This window comes from Burkholderia sp. MR1-5-21 (assembly GCF_053427715.1).
The window spans coordinates 165,057-183,461 of the sequence record NZ_JBSAXD010000001.1 but is presented as its reverse complement, the minus strand read 5'-3'; the positions used below and the strand labels follow the sequence as shown (position 1 = coordinate 183,461).

The window sequence follows — 18,405 nt, the reverse complement described above, 5'->3', positions numbered from 1 at the left end:
TAATTACGTAATTTCGATATCCTTTCGCGGCAATTTCATCCGGCAATTTGTTCATACAAAAAGCCGGGTCAAATCACCAAATATTTTCGAAGATGAAATTGGGGAAGCGATTGATTATTCAGTTAATGTCGACCAATTCGAGGAGTCGTTTACCGCATCGGTTCGCGCCGGCCGTCCGGTTCCGGCGCGGGACCAGCCGCCAGGCAGGCACGACGCGCCTCCGCCGGCCCGGAGACAGGCGTCAGCACGCGACGCGGATGACGTGCCAAGCTGTTCATGCCGCCGGAATAAACGGCCCGCTTTTACGCACATGGACAAGCGCTGCCAAACAACTGACGAAACCCAAAAGCACACCGAACTATAGTTTCGATTTTACGGATTCACAAGGCGCAGACGAAATACGAGAAGGCACTCGACTCGGATTATTGTTTCAAGATGAAACAAAACGTAACAGCGAATCCGCGCCGGATTATTGGCACTAGAATCCAACAGCATTGCAAGTGACCATTCAAATCAACCCGACCATCCATTTCAACAATGAACGGCCGTTCGACGCTCGTCGTTTTCGTTGGCGTCCTGTTACTGGGGATCGGCGGCTGCAGCATGATGTCGCCAACGCCGCCACCGTCGCCGACCGTGTCGGCCGCGCACGCGACGGTCGACAGCGCGCGTGCCGCGTACGACGCAGGCGATTACGGGCGCACGATCGCGATCCTCGTCCACGCGCGCGAAATCGACGGCGCCGACGCCGACACGCAGGTGGCCGCGCACAAGCTGCTCGCGTTCAGCTATTGCGTGACGAACCGCGTCACGCTGTGCCGGGCCGAGTTCTCGAAGATTCTCGATCTCAATCCGCGCTTCGACCTGTCCCCCGCCGAGCGGGGGCATCCGATCTGGGGGCCCGCGTTCGAGGCCGCGCGCCGCAAACATGCGTCGTCGTCCTGATCGAACCGGTTTCTCCGCAAGCGCTTCATCCATCGGGCGATGCATGCCATGCAACTGATCGTGATCGAACACGCCGGTGAACCGGTCGACGACGACCATTACGACGCCGTCGTGTTTCACCCGCCGGGCGGCACCATCGGCCGGGCCACCGACAACCACCTCGTGCTGCACGACGACACCCGGCAGATCTCGCGCCTGCAGGCGCTGCTGCAGGTCGGCGACGACGCGTGCCTGCTGAAGAACCTGAGCAGCGTGTCGACGATCGAAGTGAACCGCGTGCCGATCGGCTATGCGCAGGAGCGGCCGCTCAATTCAGGCGACATCATCCGGATCGGCCCGTACGTGCTGCGAGCGGAGCGCGACGATGACGACGCCGCGGCGCGCGAGCGGACCGTCGACATGGACGCGCGCGCCGCCGCAGAACCTCCCGGCGACGCGAAAGGCTCGGGCAACCGGCTCTGGGGGCGGCTGCACGACCGCTTCGGCCGCGCACCTGGTGCCGCCGACTCGGGCCCGCAGTCGGGCAAGTCAGCAGGGACGCAAGCGGACGGCAACCTCGCCGACCCGCCGCGCGGCGCGGCACCGGAGCACCCCGCCACGCCTGCCGCACATGCCGCTGCAGCGCCGCGCGACCTGCATCAGCTGTCGACCGATCCGCTCGACCTGTTCGCGCATTCCGCTGCCCCCGCCGATTCGCCGGCCGGCATGCCGCGCGATACCGCCGGTTCGGGCACGTCCTTCACGCAAGCGGACCACGCGCCGGAATGGACGCAGCCCATGCGCGTGCAGCCGGCGGCAACGCCCGCCGACGCGCCGCAGCCGGCGCACGATGCTGCGTCGTCAGCCTCGTCGTCAGCTGCGTCGTCCGCCCCACCGTCCGCCGAACCTGCGACGCCCAACGCGCTGCTGCGCGCGTTCTTCGAAGGCGCCGGGCTCGACGCGGCCGCCGATCCGCATCGCTGGTCGACGGAGCAGCTCTTCATCGCGGGCCAGCTGCTTGCGTTGTTCGCGAACGGCACGGTGGAGCTGCTGTCGTCGCGCAGCATCCTGAAGCGCGAGGTGAAAGCCCACATGACGATGCTGCTGGACCGCGAGAACAATCCGCTGAAGATGCTGCCGGACGGCGGCGCGGTGCTGCGGCAGATGTTCGGCCTGCCGCTGCCGGGCTTCATGTCGCCGCAGAGCGCGGTTCACGATGCGTTCCAGGATCTGCACGCGCACCAGATCGGCATGGTCGCCGGCATGCGCGCGGCCTTGATGGACCTGCTGACGCGCTTCTCGCCGCAGCGCCTGCGCGAGCGGGACGATGCGAAGCAGTGGTACGAAAAGCACCTGCCGGCGCTGTACAAGGCGCGGATGTGGGATCGCTACGCGGCGGCGCATCGCGACACGGTGTTCGCGATCGAGGACGATTTCGCGTCGGTGTTCGGCAGGGCGTTCCTGGCCGCGTACGACGCGGAAGTCGAGAGTTATCGGGGGAGCGGCCGGCATTGACTGGATGGATGCCGGCCGCGCCGCATGAGTCTGCGCGTCGAACGTCAAACCAGCGGCGGATGAACAGCCTGCTTCAATCCGCTCGAGTAGTGCTTGTAGTCCCAAGCCACGCTATCGCCGGGTTGCAGTGTGTAGACCGCGCATGAGACGTCGGGCATCTGGCCGTTGACGAAATACACCCACCAATATCCATTGCCGCCCTGGTTAGCCTCTACGCCACCCAAGGCCGTAACGAACAGGCTGGCGCCCGAGCCCTGCCATTGCGGGCTGAGGGCAGGCGACACGCCGTCGGCCGTCAGAAGATCGAATACAGTCGTAACGCCAGGGGCAATCGCGATGCGGTCGTTCGCTTGCCACGGCGGATTGTGAAATTCTGAACCCCAATCGACAAATTGATTCGCTACCGAGTTGGCCATGACGATATCTCCGAATGGATGGTTGATGCCCGAACTGCCTCCCTCTGTTTTTTCTTCTTGGTAGAAAGTGCAAGGTCCTGACCTGGATGCCGGAGAGCTGAATTGATCCCGTGCTGATCGCCCAATTCGCCCGATTCAAACGGATCGCCAAATCGCAGGCGCAGCCAACCACGGGCTGCCTGTTTCAATCAGGCAGCGCCGCGCGGTGATTGTTGCAAGTTCCGTCAGCTTGATCCCCGTTCCGTAGACCACGTACCGCAATGCCGCGTCGCGCTGCGGTCATGCTCCGGTGACGGCCGCCATTTACAGCCTGTGGCGCAGTTGTCATTCATCTATTGCAAGCGCCCTTGCCGTCCGTGAAATCTCGATATTCGTATTGATCAGAGGATAGGCGATGGATCGGCACCCCGCAATGACGCTCGAATCCGCAGCCTGCATTCGCCGGTCCGAGAGGCCACAGTGAAAATATGTCGCATGCCTGTTGCAAGTTCTTGTGCAGCATGCGCAAACGGGGCGCCGGCCGCGCCCCTGGAACCCGTGAAGGACACAATCCCGCCCCGTTCAACGCGCAAAAAAAAGACCGCCGCCCCACCACACGCGGGGCAGCGGCCTACCTGTACTCAACCACCCGTCACACGGCCATGACCGTCACCGACTTCGTGACGAGATACGGCTCGAGCGCTTCCGGCCCGCCTTCGGAGCCATAGCCCGAATCCTTCACGCCGCCGAACGGCATTTCGGGCCACGGCGTCGCCGGCTGGTTGATCCACAGCATCCCGACCTCGAGGCGCTGCGTGAGCAGATGGACGTTCGCGAACGAACGCGTGAACGCATAACCGGCGAGACCGTAAGGCAGGCGGTTCGCTTCCGCGATCGCATCCTCGAGTTGGTCGAAGCCACGGATTGCCGCAACCGGGCCGAACGGCTCGTTGTTGAACACGTCCGCCTCGAGCGGCACGTTCGCGAGCACGGTCGGCGCGAAGAAGTTGCCTTCCGAGCCGATCCGCTCGCCGCCTGTCTCGACGCTCGCGCCGACCTTGCGCGCGTTGTCCACGACGGACGCCATCGCGGTGAGACGGCGCGGATTCGCGAGCGCGCCGAGCGTCGTGCCTTCCTCGAGGCCGTTGCCGACCTTCAGCCCTTCCGCATGCTTGACGAGCGCGCGCGTGAATTCGTCGCGGATGCTGTTGTGCACGAGGAAGCGCGTCGGCGAGATGCAGACCTGGCCCGCGTTGCGGAATTTCGCGCCGCCGGCGGCCTTCACCGCGAGCGCGACGTCCGCGTCCTCGGCGACGATCACCGGCGCATGGCCGCCGAGCTCCATCGTCGCGCGCTTCATGTGCAGGCCCGCGAGCGCCGCGAGCTGCTTGCCGACCGGCGTCGAGCCCGTGAACGTCACCTTGCGGATCACCGGATGCGGGATCAGGTACGACGAGATCTCGGCCGGATCGCCGAACACGAGGCCGATCACGCCGGCCGGCACGCCCGCATCGGCGAACGCGCGCAGCAGCGCGGCCGGCGACGCCGGCGTTTCCTCCGGCGCCTTCACGAGGAACGAGCAGCCCGTCGCGAGCGCGGCGCTCAGCTTGCGCACGACCTGGTTGACCGGGAAGTTCCACGGCGTGAACGCGGCGACCGGGCCGACCGGCTCCTTCACGACCGTCTGCTGCGCGCCGAGGTTGCGCGGCGGCACGATCCGGCCGTAGACACGGCGCCCTTCGTCCGCGAACCACTCGATGATGTCCGCGGCCGACAGCACTTCGACGCGCGCTTCGACGAGCGGCTTGCCCTGCTCCTGCGTCATCAGCTGCGCGATCGTGTCGGCGCGTTCGCGCACGAGCGCGGCAGCCTTGCGCATCGTCGCCGCGCGCTCGTGCGCGGGCACCCGGCGCCACGCTTCGAAGCCGCGCTGCGCAGCGGCCAGCGCGCGGTCGAGGTCGGCCACGCCCGCATGGGCCACCTTGCCGATCACCTTGCCGGTCGCCGGGTTCACGACGTCGATTGTCTTGCCGCTCACGGCATCGGTCCACTCGCCGTCGATCAGGAGTTGTGTATCCGTATAAGTCACGTTAGCCATCCAGACACCCCTACTTTGCGTCAAAAAAGCGCGCGGCCTCGCGAACGAGCGCGCGCGGATCACCGGAAACGCCGCCGGCGCGCAGCGCGCATGGCGGCTTCATGTGCGGGCAGCATACCCGCGTTTCGTCCTTCACGTGCGGCACCGGGCGCGCTCAACGCGCCGCCCGGGTCGCCTTCCGAAGCTTCGCGACGTCCGCCGCCTGCACGGCGGGCGCGCCGTTGTTCCAGCCGGCGCGCATGAACGTCAGCACGTCGGCGATCTGCCGGTCGGTCAGCACGTTCGAGAACGCCGGCATCGGATACGCGGACGGCACGCCGTCGATCACCAGCGTATCGCTGCCGTTCAGCGTCACGTTGATCAGCGACGTCGCGTCCTGCTCGAGCAGGTTCGGATTGCCCGCGAGCGGCGCGAGCAGCGGCGCGTAACCGCGCCCGTCCGCGCCGTGGCAATGCAGACAGAATGCGTTATACACCTTCGCACCCGGATCGTTCGCCGGCCGGCCGAGCGACACCTGCGTCGCCTGAGGATCGTACCGGTAAGGCGGCGCGCCCGTGCCGCCGGCCGCCGGCAGCGACTTCAGGTAGCGGGCGATCGCCGCCAGGTCGTCGTCGGTAAGCGCCTGCGTGCTGTGGTTGATCACGCTCACCATCGAGCCGAACGCGGTCGCATGCTGGTTCGCGCCGGTCTTCAGGAACTGCGCGACGTCCGCGTCGCTCCAGCGGCCGAGCCCCGTGTTGTGCTCGCCCGTCAGGTTCGACGCGAACCAGTTGTCGATCGGCGCGCCGGACAGGAATGCCGCGCCACGCTCGTCGAGCGCCTTCTCCTGGAAGCCCACGCCGCGCGGCGTATGGCACGACCCGCAGTGCCCGAGGCCCTGCACGAGATACGCGCCGCGATTCCACATCGGATCCTTGCCGGCCTTGTCCGCGTAGGCCGTCGTGTCGAGGAACACCGCGTTCCACAACTTCAGCGGCCAGCGCATGTTGAGCGGCCACGGGATGTCGGACACGCGGTTCGCCTGCTTCACGGGTTCGACGCCGTGCATGAAGTACGCATAGAGGGCCTTCACGTCGTCGTCCCGGAGCTTCGCGTACGACGGATACGGCATCGCCGGATACAGGTTGTGGCCGTCCTTCGCGACGCCCGCGCGCAACGCACGCGCGAACTCCGCCTCGGTGTAGCGGCCGATGCCCGTGTCCGGGTCCGGCGTGAGGTTGGTCGCGTAGATCGCGCCGAGCGGCGTCTCCATCTTCAGGCCGCCGGCGAACGGCGTGCCGTTCGGCGCGGTGTGGCAAGCGACGCAATCGCCCGCTTTCGCGAGATACGCGCCGCGCGCGGCAAGCGCGTCGTCAGGCGCGGCGGCCTGCGCGGCCGTGCCGGCCATCAGCGCGACGACGGCCGCGCCGATCAGGCTCACCGCGCGTGCCAGTCTTGTGATTCGACTCATCCGGATCCTCGATGTCACGCGGTTTTCAACTGGTTGCCGACCGGCAGCTTGCGCAGCCGCTTGCCGGTCGCCGCGAAGATCGCGTTCGACAGCGCGGCCGCCGTCGCGGCCGTGCCCGGCTCGCCGATCCCGCCCGGCGCTTCGCCGCTCTTCACGATATGCACGTCGATCGGCGGCGTCTCGTTGATCCGCAGCATCCGGTAGTCGGTGAAGTTGCTCTGCATCACGCGGCCGTTCTCGATCGTGATCTCGCCGTAGAGCGCACCCGTGATCCCGAAGATGATGCCGCCCTGCACCTGCGCCTCGATCGTGTTCGGGTTCACGGCCATCCCGCAGTCGACCGCGCACACGACGCGCTTCACCTGCACGTCGCCGTCGTCGACCGCGACGTCGACGACGATCGAAAAGAAGCTGCCGAACGCGTGCATCACCGACACGCCGCGCCCTTGCCCCTTCGGCAGCGCGCCGCCCCAGCCCGCCGCCTGCGCGGCGACGTCGAGCACGTTGCGCGCGCGCGGCGTCTTGCCGAGCAGCGCGCGGCGGTATTGCACGGGATCGGTTTTCGTCTGCGCGGCGAGTTCGTCGATGAAGCTCTCGACGACGAACGTGCTGCGCGTCGGCCCGACGCCGCGCCAAAACGCGGTCGGCACGTGGCGCGGCTCCTGCCGCACGTAGTCGACGAGCTGGTTCGGCAGGTCGTACGGCAGCTCGGCCGCGACCTCGACTGCGTCCGGATCGACGCCGTCCTTGACGGCCGGCGGCGCGAAACGCGCGAGGATCGACGAGCCGACGATCCGGTGCCGCCACGCGACCGGCTTGCCGTTCGCGTCGAGGCCCGCGGAAATCCGGTCGTAGTAATACGGCCGGTACATGTCGTGCTGGATGTCTTCCTCGCGCGTCCACACGACCTTCACCGGCGCGTTCACCTGCCGGCCGACCTTGAGCGCCTGCGTGACCATGTCGGTCTCGAGACGCCGGCCGAAGCCGCCGCCGAGCAGATGGTTGTTGACGACGATCTTCTCGGCCGGAAAGCCCGTGATGCGCTGCGCGGTATCGACCACGCGCGTCGGCACCTGCGTGCCGACCCAGATCTCGCAGCCGTCGGGCCGCACGTGCACCGTGCAGTTGACGGGCTCCATCGTCGCGTGCGCGAGCAACGGCTGCTCGTAGACCGCGTCGACGCGCGTCTTCGCGCCGGCAAACGCGCTGTCGACGTTGCCGTCCTTGCGCGCGACCGCGCCCTTGCCGCTGTCCGCGGCCCGCGCGTGATCCGCGGCGATGTCCTGCGTCGACACCTTCGCGCCCGCGCCCTCGTTCCACTTCACGACGAGTGCCGACGCGCCGCGCTTCGCCGCCCACGTGTGATCGCCGACCACCGCAACGGCGTTGTCGGCGCGCACGATCTGCCGCACGCCGCGAATCTGCTTCGCGGCCGTGTCGTCGACGCTCTCGACCGTGCCGCCGAACACGGGGCTGTTGACGATCACCGCGTACAGCATGCCCGGCAACCGCACGTCGAGGCCGAACTGCGCAGTGCCGTCGACCTTCTCCGGCGAATCGAGACGCTTGACCGGCTTGCCGATCAGCTTGAATTCGTCAGGCTTCTTCAGCGCGACGTCCGTCGGCACCGGCAGCTTTGCGGCGGCATCCGCAAGCTGCCCGTACGACGCGCGGCGCCCGCTCGGCGGATGCTGCACCTCGCCGTTTTCCGCGCGGCAGGTTGCCGGATCGACGCGCCACTGTTTCGCGGCCGCCGCGACCAGCAGCGTGCGCGCGGTCGCGCCCGCACGCCGCAATGGCTCCCATGCGTAGCGGATCGACGTCGAGCCGCCGGTGAGCTGGCCGCCGAGCAGCGGGTCGAAGAACAGCTTTTCATTGGGCGGCGCGTGGTCGAGCATCACGCTCGACAGCGGCACGTCGAGCTCCTCGGCGATCAGCATCGGAATCGACGTGTACACGCCCTGTCCCATCTCGACCTTCGGCATCACGAGCGTGACCTGCCCGTTGCGGTCGATCTGCACGAACGCATTCGGCGCGAACACGCCCGGGCGCGGCGTTTCGTCCGCATCGCCGCCGATCACCGAGCGCCGTGCGTCGCCGCCCATCGCCGGCACGCTGAAGCCGAGCAGCAGTCCGCCGCCCGCCGCCGCGCCGAGCGACATCCCGACCTTGAGGAACGTGCGGCGCGACACCGCCGTGCGGGCCCGGCCCGCTTCGATCAGGCCGCGTGACATGTCGGCCTCCGCAGCGCAATCCCACAGTCCGAACGAAGTCCCCTCGGGGAAATGACGCTGAACGCCCCTTCAGGCGGCAGCGCGCAAAGCTGGCTTGAGCGTCCGTTCATCTCAGGCCTCCTTCGCGGCTTGCTTGATCGCCGCACGCACGCGGTTGTAGGTGCCGCAGCGGCAGATGTTGCCGGCCATCGCGGCGTCGATATCGGCGTCGCTCGGGTGCGGGGTCGACGCAATCAGCGCGCTCGCCGCCATCACCTGGCCCGACTGGCAGTAGCCGCACTGGACGACGTCGAGCTCGCGCCAGGCCTGCTGCACCTTGCGTCCGGCCGGCGTCGCGCCCACTGCTTCAATCGTCGTGATCTTCCGGTTGCCGACCGCGGCGACCGGCAACACGCACGAACGCGCCGCGACACCGTCGAGGTGCACGGTGCACGCGCCGCACTGCGCGATGCCGCAGCCGAATTTGGTGCCGGTCAGGCCGACGACGTCGCGCAGCACCCACAGCAGCGGCATGTCGTCGGGCGCATCGACTGCATGGGTCGTGCCGTTGATATTCAGATTGATCATTCAGCCTCCGGGGCCGATGTGGTGTGGGGATGGCGCGCGGCACGCGCGCGCCGGGTGGTGCGACGAGGTGGTGCGACTCGGTGGTCGACGTCCAGCACGCCCGGCAGTCGGGCTGCGGCCCCCTTACGGCTGCACGGCGTCGACGGCCGTCAGCACCTTGACGACCGGCGGTTCCGCGAGCCATTCGCCGGCCTGCGCGCGATACGCGACGTAGTGCGCGCTCGCGCGGTGTGCGTCGAGCGCCTGCGCGTCGTCGTAGATCTCGAACAGGTGAAAGCCCGGTGCGCCGTCCGCCTGACGGAACAGGTCGTAGCGGCGGTTGCCCGGTTCGGTGCGCGACGCGGCGACCATGCCGCGCAGTTCCGCTTCGACGCGCTCCGCGTATTCGGGCTTCGGGATCAGCGAGGCAAACACATAGACAGGCATGTCGTTTCTCCTTCGAAGCTGGATCGAGAATGCCACAAGCCGGCGTCATGCGACGCCGGCGTGCAAAGCGGCTTTACTGGGTCAGGTCAGTCGGGCCAGTCAGGCCAGTTCGTCCGGGCCGACGCGCACGACGACCTTGCCGAAGTTCTCGCCGGCGAGCAGCCCGATCAGTGCGGCGGGCGCGTCGGCCAGATCGGCGACGACGTCCTCGCGCGCCTTCACCTTGCCCTGCACGACCCATTCGCTCATGTCCTTCACGAACGCGGCATGGCTGTCCGCGTAGTGATCGAAGATGATGAAGCCCTGCATCCGGATGCGCTTGCGCAGCACCGCGGCCATCAACAGCGGCAGGCGGTTGGGGCCGGCCGGCAGCGCGCTGTCGTTGTAATGCGCGATCAGCCCGCAGACCGGCACGCGCGCGTGGAGATTCAGCAGCGGCAGCACCGCGTCGAACACCGCGCCGCCGACGTTTTCGAAATAGACGTCGATGCCGTCCGGGCACGCGTCGGCCAGCTTGCGCGCAAATGCCGGATCGCGATGGTCGATGCACGCGTCGAAGCCGAGCGTACCGGTCACGTACTCGCACTTGTCCACGCCGCCGGCAATGCCGACCACGCGGCAGCCCTTCAGCTTCGCGATCTGGCCGACGACCGCGCCCACCGCGCCGCTCGCCGCCGCGACGACGACGGTCTCGCCGGCTTTCGGCTCGCCGAGCTTGAGCAGCCCGACGTACGCGGTGAAGCCCGGCATGCCGAGCACGCCGAGCGCATGCGACGGGTGCGCGAACTCGCGGCCGAGCGGAATCAGGCCGGAGCCGTCCGAAACCGCATAGTCCTGCCAGCCGCCGCCCGTGACCACCAGGTCGCCGGCCCGGTACGCGGGCAGGTTCGATGACACGACCTCGCTCACTGTCCCGCCGACCATCACGTCGCCGAGTTCCACCGGCGGCGCATAGGACGGCGCATCGCTCATCCGGCCGCGCATGTACGGGTCGAGCGACAGCCAGACCGTGCGCAGCAGCACCTGCCCCGGCGCGGGCACCGGCACCGCAGCGGTCTCGGTGCGGAAATTGTCCGGCGTGGGCGCGCCCGCCGGGCGCGAAGCGAGGACGATCCTGCGGTTTGCGGTCTTGCTTTGCGGCATGTGAACCTCCATCAACGTGGATACGACCATTCTTAGTAGACCAGTCGTCTAGAGACTGGCACAAAATAAGGCGCGCCAATGCGCGCCCTGGTTACGACCGCTCTCCGGGCATGTCCGGTTGCGGCAGATTCAGCATCCGCAGCGTCGCGGCCATTGCCGTTTCGAGCGGCTTGCGATTGCGATGGATCTTTTCCAGCAGCGTCGCGCCGAGCCACAGCTCATACAGCGTCGACGCCGTGTGCAGCGGATCGTCGATCCCGTGCAGCGAGCCGTCCGCAAGCCCCGCTTCGATGCCGGCCGCGAGCCGGTCGATGATCTGGCCGGTGCCGCGCCGCAGGACCGCGCGCATCGCCTCGGACAGGTCGGCCACCTCGGCGCCGAGCTTCACCGCGAGGCACTTGCCTTCCGGATCGTCCGCACACTGCGTGTGCAGCCAGTTGCCCCAGTAGCTCATCAGGCGCTCGGCGGCAGTGCCCGGCTGCCGGACCAGCAGATTGTCGAGATGCTCGCGATAGCCGTCGAAGTACGCTTCGAGCAGCGCTTCCCCGAACGCCTCCTTCGAGCCGAAATAGTGATAGAACGAGCCCTTCGGGATGCCCGCCGCTGCGAGAATCTCGTTCAGACCGACCGCCGAAAACCCCTTGTGGAGCATGATCGGCTTCGCGATATTCAGGATGTGCTGGCGGACTTCCGCGCCTGAAGATGCATTCATGGTGGCGTATGGTAGCAAACGATTAGACCGGTCGTCTAGTAACGGACGGACCGCATTTTGAGTGGCACTTTACCCCAATGGCTTCACGCGAAGCGCAGGGGCGCGATGCTGGCGGGCAGCCGACGTGCATCGAAGTCGACGCCGGCGCAGTGGCCATGTGGCCGCATCCGGCATCAGATCCCCTTCGGCGAACGCCGCTTGGCGCCCGGCTTCGCCGCATGACCGCCACCGCCTGCCGCCCGTGCCGGCGCGCGGCGCGCAGGCGGCCGAATCGCGCGCGCGCTGCGCAACGCTTCGAGTTCGCCGGCATACGTCGCATTTGCCGCCTGTGCGCCGTCGAGCTGCCCCTGGAGCACCCCGCACCGGTGCAGCGCGTCGCCGAGTTGCGCCTGTAGCGCAGCGACATCGTTGCGATGCTGCAAGTCGTTCTGCAATTGGCGCTGCTCGGCGCGCGCGGCCATCGCGTCGATCTCTCTCTGCAGCCGCGCGGCCGCCGTCCGCTCGCGATCGATCTCCTGAAGCGCACGCTTCTCCGATGCGCGCAGCCGGTCCTCGGCGCGATTCGCATCGTCGCGCAGCCGATCGAGCTGCGCGGTGAAATCCGCACGCGCCTGCGCCAGCGCGCGGTCGCCTTCCGCGTTGTCGGCCTGCAGGCGCTCGACCTCTGCGGCCAGCGCGCGCTGCGACGCGCCATCAGCCGCCCGCGCCTGCTCGAGTTCCTGAATCCGCACCTGCGCGGCCAGCAGCGCAGCCGTGCGTTGCTCCAGCGCCGTCTCGGTGCGCGCCAGTTCGGCCTGCATTGACGCGACCTCCGCACGCGCGGCCACCCTTTCCGCCTCCACCTCCGCGCGCAACGCGTCGAGTGCCGTTTCCGCCGCGGCCGTCGAGCGCTGCCATAGCGCCGCGACCAGTTCGCCCGCAGCCGCCTGCAGGTCGGACGGCAAATCCGGATGCTCGATCCGCACCCGGCTCTTTTCCCGGAGTTCGGCCCAGAACTCGCCGAGCACGGCCGTGGGCGTGCTCATGCTGCCTTTGCGGACGAGCTGGTACAGGCGGTTCGCGGTCGGCGTGATGCCGAACCGGAAAAACAGCAGCGCGCAGGCTTCGCGGTACAGCTCGCGGGTTTTCGGGAAATCGGCCTTCAGGCGCTCGATCTCGGCGGCGAGGCGGGTTTCGTCGGCGGCGATGTCGGACATGGTCTGGACGGTTGGATTTTTGTGAATAATACAACGTAAACCGTTAGATATCCAATCATCAGGCACCGTCAATTTGACATTATTTCTATAATGTCGAAATTTGCCCTTCGGGCATGCGCATGGATAAGGTCGGCCGGATAGCTTACGCGGCGCGCAAGCGGACATAATGAAATGGCCAGCCCGATCCCAGCGACCGTTCTACGATAGGAGGTTCGTTCGAAGGTAGAGGAGCGCGCCATGAGCGAGGTCACGCTGATCGGCATCGATCTGGGCAAGCATGTGCTTCATCCGCACGTGCAGGAAGCACCGGGTCCCCACACGCGATCAACGGATCGCCGCGAGCGCCTTATCGAGTTGATCGGCCTTCACCACGCCCGGCAATCGGCGGCCGTCCGCGAGGATGATGGTCGGCGTGCCGGCGACGTTCAGTTGCTGGCCGAGTGCGAGGTTGCTCTGAATTGCCGCGGTGTCACAGGTACCCGCAGCACTAGGTGCACGCCCCTCGAGCATCCAGGCTTGCCATGCTTTCTCCCGATCCGGGGCGCACCAGATCGATTTCGCCTTGATCTTCGAATCCGGCGTGAGGATCGGGTACAGGAACGTGTACACGGTAACGTTGTCGACGTTGATCAGCGTTGACTCAAGTTGCTTGCAGTAGCCGCAGTTCGGATCTGCAAACACCGCGATCTTGCGTGCGCCGTTGCCTTTGACGTGCTTCACCGCGTTATCGAATGGCAGGCTGGCGAAGTCGATCTTGTTTAGTTCGTCATTTCGCGCCTGCGTGAGATTCGCTCGGGTGCGGGCGTCGACGATATCGCCGAGAATCAGATAGTTGCCAGTCGCGTCGCTGTAAATGACTCGCTTGCCGAGATTTACCTCAAACAGTCCAGCAATCGGTGTTTTGGTAATGCTCTTGATCGACGTTTCCATTCCGAGCCGGACTTGCAGCGTCACCGCCAACTTCTCCGTGACAGGATCGGACTGCGCCAGGCCATCGATGCCGGTCGTCAGCGTCAAGGCCGCGGCACCCGCTGCAATGTAGCGTCTCAATGTCTTCATTTGCTTTCCTGCACTTCATTATGGCCGTGCGGCTGTTCCCGCTCGATGTCACATGGACCACCCAGCTTTCGATTACCGGTAATGCATGGTGGACACCACGCAGCTGGCCTGCTTCGATCGCTTACGCTAACGCAGCGCGTTGCGAACCAGGCGCTGCACCCGTGTCAGCCTTGGATCGCCGAAAAATCCATCACTGGCAGATACCGACGCTGCCCATGACATGACACACGCCGCTCGTGCAGTCAGAATTCACCAGACAATTCTTGCCTGAGGCGCACGTTGGGCAGGTTCCCCCGCCGCAATCGACATCGGTCTCCGAGCCGTTCTTGACATGATCAGTACACGTCGGTGCTTGGCAGGTGCCATTGGCACCACAAACGCCGCTCTGGCAGTCCGATTGCGTCAAACACTTTTGGCCTGCGGCGCATGGCGGACAAGTCGGCCCACCGCAATCGACATCGGTCTCCTGACCGTCCTTGACACCGTCCATGCACGTCCCGGACGAAGTGGTCGCGGGCGGAGTGACGACGTCGACCGGAGCCGACCCAACCGACACAGTGGCCGTGACGGTATTGGTCGTCGTGGAGATGACTGATACCGTGTGTGCGCCAGCATTCGTTACCCAAGCGCTCGCCCCATCCGGTGTAATGGCGACCTTTTCAGGAAGGGAACCAACCGGCACGGTGACGACTACCGTCTGCGTAGCCGTGTCGATGACGGAAACGGAATTGGCGCGAACGTTAGCGACGTACGCGTGTTTTCCGTCTGGCGTGATGGCGATACTCACCGGGCTCAAGCCTACTCGCACCGTGGCGACCACGGTATTGCTTGCCGTGGCGATGACTGACACGGTGTTCGAGCCGCTGTTGGCGACATAGGCGTGCGCCCCATCCGGCGTGACTGCGACGGCAACCGGACCTGAGCCGACCGCGATCGTCGCGACGATCGCGGAGGTCGTCCTGTCGATGACAGATACCGTGCTCGAGGCAGCGTTGGTTACAAAAGCATGTTGCCCGACCGCCTCTTCAGCGGTCACGACCAACGAGAGCAGGACAGCCAGAACGCGAAGGACGGCTCCGAATCTGGCATATGCGCGTCGATCATAGACTGTTGCCATGGTGAACCTCGTGACGTTGGGCCAAGCATTGTGTTTTCGGCCGTACCGGACGGATGTGAGATTTCCCCCGCTTGCACGCTCGCATCAGCCGTATGAAATTCGCCCGATCGAAAGCATCCGGGTCACGTCTGACGGAAAACCGACCGGCTTGGGGCACAACTCGTCCGCCTTGACGCGTAACGTGCGAGCCTAGTGAGTTGTACGTGGGCCGGGCGGTGGTGGCCGCAACAAGCTTGCCGCAGGCATTCTCGGGCGGCTGTTCGGGCAACCGATGTTTTCGCTCCATGCTTGCCGCGGATTCAAGCCAACGACGCAACCGCAGCGAGTAACGTGCCACCTGCGCCCCGGCGTTGATTTGGGCCTGATTTGAGCGATGCGGGATGGCGGAATGGCACCGGGAACGTAAAAAGTCGTTTCATCCCCGATACATGAAGGCAGGCAAGGTATTGGCGTTATCGTTTTGCGAACGCTCGCCTGCCCCCTGTCGCGAAGGCACAACGCGCCAACTGCTTGTTTTCAATGTGTTTGACAGCGGTTCCGCCGCCTGCAATCAGGCTTCCTGCTCTATTTGAGACAACTGAATTTGTTTCAGTCGCGATGCGCTCTGACAGGAATGGAACTGCAGTCGTGCTACGCCAGCCGGCTAATAATCTGAACTGTGGCTGACCCCGTGTCCTTTCGGTAAGCGATCCTTTGCGGTTTGCACCATCGCTGCCAGAGAATTGAAGCCGCAGCGCATATCAGTCCCCCCCTGCGGCGATCGAGATCCGGGTATTCGGCGGAATCATTTCAGGCGGTCCCGAAGAAACCGTGCGGCGAATTCCTGCGACACGCCTCGAATGCGGATGTGGCGCATGCCGACCACAACCTCAATCTCGCAATTCGGCACCAGCTCGGCGCTCGCCGGCACTTCGTGAACGTGCGTTGGGGGGCACCCGCGACAGGGTCAGTCAGCGCCGGCCAGGCGGAAAAACATCGGGTCTATCCGCCAGTTCGGCACGTACTGTGTCGGCCAGGCACCCGGGGTATCCTTGGCGTTGAAGTAGAACACGGATCTCAACAGCGGGTAACGCCAAAGCGTCGCTTGCAGCTGGTCGATCGCTTTTCGCTTGTGCTCAGACTCGCCATCGACACCGAGTTCGGCAATCATGACAGGTCGATCGTATCGCTGTACGCGCCGGTATTTTTCCCGGAATATGCTCGCCACCGAGAAAACGCCGCCCGCAGGCGCTGCGTTGCAGCGGGGGCAATCGTACACGGAGACGCCGATAAAATCGGCATACGGCCTGCCGGGAAAATACGCATCGAGATTTGGGTCGCCCGCAGGCGACCAGACATAAAGCAGTTTTCCCGTGAAGCGACGGCATTGATCGACGAAGTGCCGATAGGCGCCGATGTAATGCGCCGGCTCGCTGCCTGCCCACGGGTACCGCCCGGACGAAGCCTCCATTTCATGGCCCCAACGCACGAACAAGGGGGCATTGAGCGCGGCCATGCCTTTGCAGATCGCATGTATCTCGGGATCGTACATGCCCCCGCCGATGTCTGCGAGTAACGTGCCGCGCGCGCGCCCTGCAGCGGGCCAGGGTTCGATGGTGATCATCAACCAACGGTTTCGGTAAGCCGCATAATCATAGGATTGCATAATGTATGACATCGCGCCGGGATCGGACCAGGACACGAATATCTGTTCGATCGCCAAGTCGTCGCTGTCGGAAAAATCGTGGCTGGGATCGTAGACGCCCAGTACCGGCTCGGTGGCGGCACGATGCCCCGCCACCCGCTCATGGGCCGTTGCCGGCCGCCACATCATCGCCTGAATGCCGGTCGTGAAGCGCAGGACGAAACCCGACAGCGTCACTGTGAACGCGACGGCAAACAGGACGTTGCGCGCGAGCGACCGGTTGCCAATCAGCAGATTGATCGGAGCGGTTCGCTGCCCCCGCTCGCGATCGTGAGCGACGACAATGACGATGGCGATCAACAGGTACGTGAGGCAGGTCACGAGTGAGAAGACGTAAAACCCGCCGGCGGCCTGCGCATTGCGCACCGCGAGCACCGGGATTGCGCAGAACAGCGAAATCAGCAGGTATGGCATCACCAGACGAAGCGGCACCTGCCTTTCCGTGACATTGCCCTTCGCCGTCACGCGAAAGCTGAATTCGCGCCCGCGAATGCAGTCGCTGATTGCCGACAGCGTGCCTAACAAATCCCACGGCCACCGCGCGAAAAGGAACAACACCCCCTCCCATGTCAGCAGCTTCGTGTCGCGCGGGCGAAACGAGCCGGTCTTTCTCAGCCATGCCAGCAGCGCAGCCAGGCTTGCCACGATCGGGAAGGCATGCAGGAAGTACGTGCCGTAGTCGACATGAGCCCAGACTTTGTGGGTCCAAAGCGCCACGGCGGGAATGATGCACGCAGCGACCATCGACATGGAAAACAGCGTGTACCAGAGCTGGCAAAAGAGAAACTGGGCCTTCAGGCGCAGCGGCAGCGGTGCGTAGTAATGCCTGGTATAACGCAACAGGATCAGCATCAGGCTCCTGGACCACTGGTATTCCTGCGTGGCCATATCGGCGAAAGTGCGCGGCCCTTCCCCATGCGCGATTGCGTCAAGTGCGTGAACGCCGCGCCACCCGCCGGCGTTCATCATGAGCGTGGTCGAGTGATCCTCCGCCAGCTCCGGGCCGAGACCGCCGATATCGCGCAGGGCCGCGGTCCTGACCGCATAGTGCGATCCGATGCAAAGCGGTGCGAGACCGCCGCTATAGCCTGCCTGCAGGACGCCGTGAAAGGGTCCTTCATTGTAAAGTCGTCCTCTCGCGCTCCAGCTCGATGCGCGGTTGCTGTCGCAAATGCTGGGGGCGCTAACGTATCCGACCTGCCTGTCGGCAAACGGGCGAAGCATCTCCTCGAGATACGTCGCGGTCGGCACATGATCCGCGTCCAGTTGCGATACGAATTCATAGCGCTCGTAGCCATGCCGATCGTAGAAGTACGCCAGATTCCCTTCCTTGCACTTCGTACGCCTGGGCCATGACGCGTTGTGGTAGGCCGCCACCCCCTTTCGCGTCGAGATATGCACGCCGTGACGCGCACACCAGGCAACGGTGTCCGCCGACGGATCCTCGTCGGCCAGCCACGTATCGTGCGGGTACGTCTGATTCAACATGCCGACGAGCGTCTGCTCGACGATTTCAAAGGGTTCGGATGGCGCCTTGGTGACGACCATCGCCACGCGCAGCCCCGCGGGGACGGGCCGTGCCGGATGCACAACGCGCGCGCGCCACGCGATGGCCAGGAAATAGCCGGGGATGACTGTGGTCCAGAAGAGAAACGCGCAGTTGACGGCGAATCTGAATCCATCGACCTTGTGCTCCGGACGCAACCACCAAAACCAGAATATCAGCAGGCAGGCCACCCACAGCGCTGCAAGCAACGCATAGCCGGTGCGCGCGCGCGCGGACATGAGCGGCACAAGCAAGGGCTGTTCGGCCTGGGCCCCGACTTGCAGCCACCTTGGATCCACCGACCTGCCGGATGGGTATTCGCTCATGGCAACACGTGGG

At 65.4% G+C, this 18,405-nt stretch carries 14 protein-coding genes; 2 read left to right on the top strand and 12 right to left on the bottom strand.

The window, feature by feature from the left end; genetic code table 11:
* Nucleotides 1–537: 537 nt before the first annotated feature.
* Both ACV229_RS00765 and tagH read left to right on the top strand, forming a co-directional pair.
* The gene (locus tag ACV229_RS00765) at nt 538–945 is read left to right on the top strand and encodes a TssQ family T6SS-associated lipoprotein (RefSeq protein ID WP_448081202.1); all 408 of its coding nucleotides are present in this window, start codon (nt 538–540) and stop codon (nt 943–945) included.
* A gap of 48 nt (nt 946–993) precedes the next feature.
* A complete protein-coding gene (tagH, locus tag ACV229_RS00760; RefSeq protein ID WP_448081201.1) occupies nt 994–2,439 on the top strand; it encodes a type VI secretion system-associated FHA domain protein TagH in 1,446 nt (481 codons plus the stop codon).
* 44 nt (nt 2,440–2,483) lie between these two features.
* On the opposite strand, the gene ACV229_RS00755 is transcribed toward tagH, so the two are convergent.
* The 12 genes from ACV229_RS00755 to ACV229_RS00700 form a co-directional block, all read right to left on the bottom strand.
* Complete coding sequence (locus tag ACV229_RS00755) at nt 2,484–2,855, bottom strand: DUF4430 domain-containing protein (RefSeq protein ID WP_448081200.1); 372 nt, start codon at nt 2,853–2,855, stop codon at nt 2,484–2,486.
* Nucleotides 2,856–3,486: 631 nt separating this feature from the next.
* Nucleotides 3,487–4,932, bottom strand: a complete 1,446-nt coding sequence (locus tag ACV229_RS00750; RefSeq protein ID WP_448081199.1) for an NAD-dependent succinate-semialdehyde dehydrogenase — start codon at nt 4,930–4,932, stop codon at nt 3,487–3,489.
* A gap of 154 nt (nt 4,933–5,086) precedes the next feature.
* On the bottom strand, nt 5,087–6,382 hold the full coding sequence (locus ACV229_RS00745) for a c-type cytochrome (RefSeq protein ID WP_448081198.1): 1,296 nt from the start codon (nt 6,380–6,382) through the stop codon (nt 5,087–5,089).
* A gap of 14 nt (nt 6,383–6,396) precedes the next feature.
* Nucleotides 6,397–8,616: a molybdopterin cofactor-binding domain-containing protein gene (locus ACV229_RS00740; protein WP_448081197.1), complete on the bottom strand. Its 2,220-nt coding sequence runs from the start codon at nt 8,614–8,616 to the stop codon at nt 6,397–6,399.
* A gap of 111 nt (nt 8,617–8,727) precedes the next feature.
* On the bottom strand, nt 8,728–9,183 hold the full coding sequence (locus ACV229_RS00735) for a (2Fe-2S)-binding protein (protein ID WP_448081196.1): 456 nt from the start codon (nt 9,181–9,183) through the stop codon (nt 8,728–8,730).
* A gap of 123 nt (nt 9,184–9,306) precedes the next feature.
* Nucleotides 9,307–9,609, bottom strand: coding sequence for a putative quinol monooxygenase (locus ACV229_RS00730; protein ID WP_448081195.1), 303 nt, complete (start codon nt 9,607–9,609; stop codon nt 9,307–9,309).
* A 99-nt stretch (nt 9,610–9,708) separates the two neighbouring features.
* Nucleotides 9,709–10,752 (bottom strand): NADP-dependent oxidoreductase, encoded by a 1,044-nt coding sequence (locus ACV229_RS00725; RefSeq protein ID WP_448081194.1) that lies wholly within the window; start codon nt 10,750–10,752, stop codon nt 9,709–9,711.
* Nucleotides 10,753–10,843: 91 nt separating this feature from the next.
* Nucleotides 10,844–11,464, bottom strand: a complete 621-nt coding sequence (locus ACV229_RS00720; RefSeq protein ID WP_448081193.1) for a TetR/AcrR family transcriptional regulator — start codon at nt 11,462–11,464, stop codon at nt 10,844–10,846.
* Between the two features lie 173 nt (nt 11,465–11,637).
* The gene (locus tag ACV229_RS00715; protein WP_448081552.1) at nt 11,638–12,660 is read right to left on the bottom strand and encodes a DNA-binding protein; all 1,023 of its coding nucleotides are present in this window, start codon (nt 12,658–12,660) and stop codon (nt 11,638–11,640) included.
* Nucleotides 12,661–12,984: 324 nt separating this feature from the next.
* Complete coding sequence (locus ACV229_RS00710; RefSeq protein WP_448081192.1) at nt 12,985–13,719, bottom strand: DsbC family protein; 735 nt, start codon at nt 13,717–13,719, stop codon at nt 12,985–12,987.
* A gap of 190 nt (nt 13,720–13,909) precedes the next feature.
* A complete protein-coding gene (locus ACV229_RS00705; protein WP_448081191.1) occupies nt 13,910–14,836 on the bottom strand; it encodes a YncE family protein in 927 nt (308 codons plus the stop codon).
* 946 nt (nt 14,837–15,782) lie between these two features.
* On the bottom strand, nt 15,783–18,392 hold the full coding sequence (locus tag ACV229_RS00700) for a glycosyltransferase family 2 protein (protein WP_448081190.1): 2,610 nt from the start codon (nt 18,390–18,392) through the stop codon (nt 15,783–15,785).
* Nucleotides 18,393–18,405: the final 13 nt, after the last annotated feature.

What these genes read in the sequence shown, in the direction of transcription:
- ACV229_RS00705 (WP_448081191.1), bottom strand. Translation starts at nt 14,836, where the DNA reads ATGGCAACAGTCTATGATCGACGCGCATATGCCAGATTCGGAGCCGTC.
- ACV229_RS00700 (WP_448081190.1), bottom strand. Translation starts at nt 18,392, where the DNA reads ATGAGCGAATACCCATCCGGCAGGTCGGTGGATCCAAGGTGGCTGCAA.
- ACV229_RS00750 (WP_448081199.1), bottom strand. Translation starts at nt 4,932, where the DNA reads ATGGCTAACGTGACTTATACGGATACACAACTCCTGATCGACGGCGAG.
- ACV229_RS00745 (WP_448081198.1), bottom strand. Translation starts at nt 6,382, where the DNA reads ATGAGTCGAATCACAAGACTGGCACGCGCGGTGAGCCTGATCGGCGCG.
- ACV229_RS00735 (WP_448081196.1), bottom strand. Translation starts at nt 9,183, where the DNA reads ATGATCAATCTGAATATCAACGGCACGACCCATGCAGTCGATGCGCCC.
- ACV229_RS00730 (WP_448081195.1), bottom strand. Translation starts at nt 9,609, where the DNA reads ATGCCTGTCTATGTGTTTGCCTCGCTGATCCCGAAGCCCGAATACGCG.
- ACV229_RS00765 (WP_448081202.1), top strand. Translation starts at nt 538, where the DNA reads ATGAACGGCCGTTCGACGCTCGTCGTTTTCGTTGGCGTCCTGTTACTG.
- ACV229_RS00740 (WP_448081197.1), bottom strand. Translation starts at nt 8,616, where the DNA reads ATGTCACGCGGCCTGATCGAAGCGGGCCGGGCCCGCACGGCGGTGTCG.
- ACV229_RS00720 (WP_448081193.1), bottom strand. Translation starts at nt 11,464, where the DNA reads ATGAATGCATCTTCAGGCGCGGAAGTCCGCCAGCACATCCTGAATATC.
- ACV229_RS00715 (WP_448081552.1), bottom strand. Translation starts at nt 12,660, where the DNA reads ATGTCCGACATCGCCGCCGACGAAACCCGCCTCGCCGCCGAGATCGAG.
- ACV229_RS00725 (WP_448081194.1), bottom strand. Translation starts at nt 10,752, where the DNA reads ATGCCGCAAAGCAAGACCGCAAACCGCAGGATCGTCCTCGCTTCGCGC.
- tagH (WP_448081201.1), top strand. Translation starts at nt 994, where the DNA reads ATGCAACTGATCGTGATCGAACACGCCGGTGAACCGGTCGACGACGAC.
- ACV229_RS00710 (WP_448081192.1), bottom strand. Translation starts at nt 13,719, where the DNA reads ATGAAGACATTGAGACGCTACATTGCAGCGGGTGCCGCGGCCTTGACG.
- ACV229_RS00755 (WP_448081200.1), bottom strand. Translation starts at nt 2,855, where the DNA reads ATGGCCAACTCGGTAGCGAATCAATTTGTCGATTGGGGTTCAGAATTT.